Source organism: Schnuerera sp. (genome assembly GCF_035459645.1).
Lineage (GTDB): Bacteria > Bacillota > Clostridia > Tissierellales > Tepidimicrobiaceae > Schnuerera.
In genome coordinates this window covers 1-3201 of the sequence record NZ_DATHXO010000403.1, presented here as the reverse complement: position 1 = coordinate 3201, position 3201 = coordinate 1, and the positions used below count along the sequence as shown (strand labels likewise).

The following is a 3201-nucleotide window of genomic DNA, read 5'->3' as shown; positions in this document are numbered from 1 at the left end:
GTTTCATCTAAAATCTCATATTTCTTTTATTAGATACATTAAGTTCAAAGTACTTAGCACCCTTAGAAATCTCAATTTCTTTGATTATGTTAAAAATATCTGTTCCATAACCATTATCTCTAAGTTCAGGTATAATACAATAATCAATTATAAGGCATTTTCCGTCTTCAGAATGGTAGGTACAATAGGTGCAGAAACCTATTACATCCATCTCTTTCATAAATAGTATTGGGTATGCTTTATCCGTATCTCTTGAAAATAGTTTATGCATATGTTCTTTATATTCTGAAGAAGAAAACCATTCCTGCTCTTCTTCTGTGATCTTAAATCCCATATCATCATTTGCAAATATATCTCTATTTAAATATTCATAATGCATATCCCAAAACAATTTAAATTCTTCCTCTGAATTAACGATTTTTATTTCTATTCCTTTTTCCCTCATGTTCATCCTCCATATTTATATTGGAGGCTAATTTAGAGTGTTACCTCCAGCCACTTTTAAGTTTGCTAATATTTTTATTTTCATAAAACACCACTCCTTTCAATAATTGTGTCAATTTTCATAAATATCATAAAAATCAATATAATACTCATAATCATTGTACCATACAGACTTTATCTAATAAACCTATATTTACTATATTACATATCCCTAGAATAATGAATTTTACCAAATCATATACACCACATATTTTTAATGGACATGTTCCCATGAACAGAAAAGCATTGAATGTCATCTGTGCATTCAATACTTTAAGACCGTCTAAATCATTGGTGTTACTAAGTCCTATAGTTTTTCTAATTTCACGATAGCTTCAGAGTGCCTTGAGAGGTCAATAAGGATGTCGTGGGGAGATAGTAATCCCTTGGTGGCTAAATATATTTCTAATAAATAGCTCCGAAATAGGATTCTTAATGTGCAAAATTTACTAGTGTTCTTAAAACATCAATAGCATTTTCATAGTTATTATTCTACATATAGATGATTATTTGGTTCATCATTCTGACTATTTTAAATCAATAGGTATTTCCAGGTTCCCTATTACAATATATCCTATATCTTCCAATTCTATTTCGCCATATTCAATTGTATATAGACTGTTATAATAATGGGTACCTAGATTATCTCCTCCAGCACTGCCACCAGTTCTAGGTATATAAGTTCCGTCTTTTAATTTTATATCTATATAATGTTCTTCATTGAAATCTTTTAGTGACGTATCCTTTAAAGATCCATCTTCAGAAGTAAAATATATTCTTATATCCAATGGTGAATAGTATATTTTTTCTAATTTAGCTATTCCACCTTCATATTCAAATTCTTCATTTATCTCATATATTTGACCTAAATCTTTATATTCTAATGGTATATCTAATGTCCACTGTCCATTTATTTCTCTTCCAAATAAACCTATATTTAATCCACTTATTTCTATATGCAAATTCTGACCTATAAGGGTATTCCCTTCTATATCGTGTAAATCTGTTGAATATCTTATTAGGAAATATACCTTTTCTAAATTTTCATCTATAGGATTTAAAGCATAATATCTTTTAGAACCTGATATATCTTCATCTTCACTATCTCCTATATATTCCTTGCTCGTATTAATTCCCCAACTTGTTTTTCCATCCTTTTCTCTAATCTTTATTTCCTTTCTATCTTCTCTTTCTATAGAAAACATTACATAAACCGCTTTACTATCTCCAAATAATGATTCTGCTGTTACCTTATATCCATTATCAGCATCTGATATGTTTATCTGCGTTGCATCTTCAGATATGGACCAATCGATTATTCTATTTGAAAAGTCCTGATAATAATTACTCACTGCAAATGCGGTTATGCTTAATATAAACACTAATGAAAATGCTATTACCAATCTTAATCTTTTACTCTTAAATTCATACTTTTCTGCTCTTGTAATTCCATTGTTTTCTGTTGAATTTATCTTTTTATCCAAAATCTTATTATAAATTTCTATTTTTTTATCATCACCTGGATCTAATTTTTGAAAAAGTTTATTAATATCATCTTTATTCATTTAATTCCCTCCTTAACTTCTTTTTTAACAAATTCCGTCCCCTTGATAACTGTGTTTGAACCGTACTTTCTTTTATGTTTAGTATCTTAGAAATATCCCTGACATAATAATCCTCATAGTAGAACAAATAGAGCACTATTTTATATTTATCAGGCAATAAAAGTAGCTCTTCCAAAACATAATATAAATCCGGATCATTTTTCTCAATACTCAATTCCGGTAAACTTTCTATATCTACCCTACGAGACTTCCAAAAACTTTTATTTAGATCCTTGCAAGCATTTTTAGTTACTCTTATTAGCCATGCTTTCCTATGTTCTTCATTGTTAAAGCTTCTCTCTTTATCTATTAATTTCAAAAATACCTCTTGAACCATGTCTTCTACTTCTTCTGTAGTTCTTAGATAAAGTAAACTTATTCTATAAATCATATTAAAGTACTGATCATAAACCTCTTTAAATTCTTCTTCATTCCAGCAATCTAACTCTTTCACTAATTCGCCCCCTCATATATAACACGAATGACTAGTTATAAATATCCCATAAATATATATTAATTTGCCTTAAATCATAATTTGTATATCCATTTAATAATATAAATCACTTCAATAATTGTAATTATAGTTACAAAGACCTTAATCATCTATCCTTCTATCTTATTTATGTATTTTAATTATTTCAACTTATTTTTCTTTCCATAGACAATAAAAGAGGCTACATCTATTTGAGCATTCAATTGACTCAAAAACTTAGCCTCTTTTTATATTCTTAATTTAGTTTTAAACACCATAAGCGGGTTGGGATGGAGCCTAACCCCTACTGACGATCAAAGGTAGCTTCTATCTTACCAATTTACAAATAACCTCACAATGCCTTGAGGTGACAATAATGATGTTCTAAGTAGATAACATCCCCTTAGCGAAAGTCTATATATTTCTTATTTATTATACTTTCTTTTTTAGAAGTCTAATTAGCAAAAAATTCATCTTCTTTAATAATTAATTTATAATGAACATAAAAAAAGCCCTAAAGCTAGTTGCTATAGAGCTTAAGGCTATTGTGGCCTGACTATATTAAATTTTGATATTCTCTTCTTCCATCAACTATAGCATATATAATAACTATTTTATTTTCCTCATTTACTTTATAAAATA

General features: G+C 28.4%; 3 protein-coding genes. All 3 read right to left on the bottom strand.

Annotated features, from left to right (window positions below; translation table 11 throughout):
• Positions 1-7: 7 nt before the first annotated feature.
• The 3 genes from VK998_RS09510 to VK998_RS09500 all read right to left on the bottom strand — a co-directional run bounded on the left by VK998_RS09510 (position 8) and on the right by VK998_RS09500 (position 2541).
• Complete coding sequence (locus VK998_RS09510; protein WP_325227894.1) at positions 8-445, bottom strand: GNAT family N-acetyltransferase; 438 nt, start codon at positions 443-445, stop codon at positions 8-10.
• 565 nt (positions 446-1010) lie between these two features.
• Entirely contained in the window at positions 1011-2048 is a 1038-nt protein-coding gene (locus VK998_RS09505) for a DUF4179 domain-containing protein (protein ID WP_325227893.1), read from the bottom strand.
• Positions 2041-2541: an RNA polymerase sigma factor gene (locus VK998_RS09500; RefSeq protein ID WP_325227892.1), complete on the bottom strand. Its 501-nt coding sequence runs from the start codon at positions 2539-2541 to the stop codon at positions 2041-2043. Before VK998_RS09500 ends, VK998_RS09505 begins: the two co-directional genes overlap by 8 nt.
• Positions 2542-3201: the final 660 nt, after the last annotated feature.

Coding starts and splice junctions, on each gene's coding strand:
- VK998_RS09510 (WP_325227894.1), bottom strand. CDS start 445: ATGAGGGAAAAAGGAATAGAAATAAAAATCGTTAATTCAGAGGAAGAA.
- VK998_RS09505 (WP_325227893.1), bottom strand. CDS start 2,048: ATGAATAAAGATGATATTAATAAACTTTTTCAAAAATTAGATCCAGGT.